General features: G+C 57.4%; 1 protein-coding gene. It reads right to left on the reverse strand.

What is annotated here, in order from left to right; genetic code table 11:
• Positions 1-193, reverse strand: a 193-nt coding sequence (locus F6X42_RS43085; protein WP_512699664.1) for a lipoprotein, incomplete at its 3' end; no start/stop codon positions are given.
• Positions 194-530 lie beyond the last annotated feature (337 nt).

Genomic DNA, 530 nt, shown 5'->3' on the forward strand with positions numbered 1-530 from the left:
CAGCTGTCACGATCACGAACATGCCCGTATCGCGGCCCGTCAAGTTCGAGTGCAGATTGCCGTTCCAGATTCCCTCCATGATGCCGGCAACCCCAAACGGCCTTCGGGCGCTGTGATCGTCGTGGCCGCCTCCGCATGCCACCACGCTACTCAGCATCGCGATCGACATTAGCCAAACCCAGAGCTTCTTCATGACTCACCTGCGCGCTTAACAGACTCGTCAATAATGGCTTACGCCAACGAGGCAGGAGGGTGTATTAGGGCAAGCCCCGAGATGTCGGCATGCATCTGCTGATGAGTGACGAGCCGCCATTTGGCAAAGCGACGGCGATCAACGATTCGACAGACGAGCCATCTCCATCCACCTCGCGCAGGATAAGGTCCGCCAGTCGCATGCCTGTCCCTTGGCGGTTTCAAAGGTGAAGCGCAACAGCGGGTTAATGAACGGAAGCTGAAGTTATGGAAGCGGTTGCGAGCATACGTTCGAACACCTCGAATGGCGAATGAAATGCATGCGTAGCACGCGGTCG

The sequence above is a fragment of the Paraburkholderia podalyriae genome (assembly GCF_014397785.1).
GTDB lineage: Bacteria > Pseudomonadota > Gammaproteobacteria > Burkholderiales > Burkholderiaceae > Paraburkholderia > Paraburkholderia podalyriae.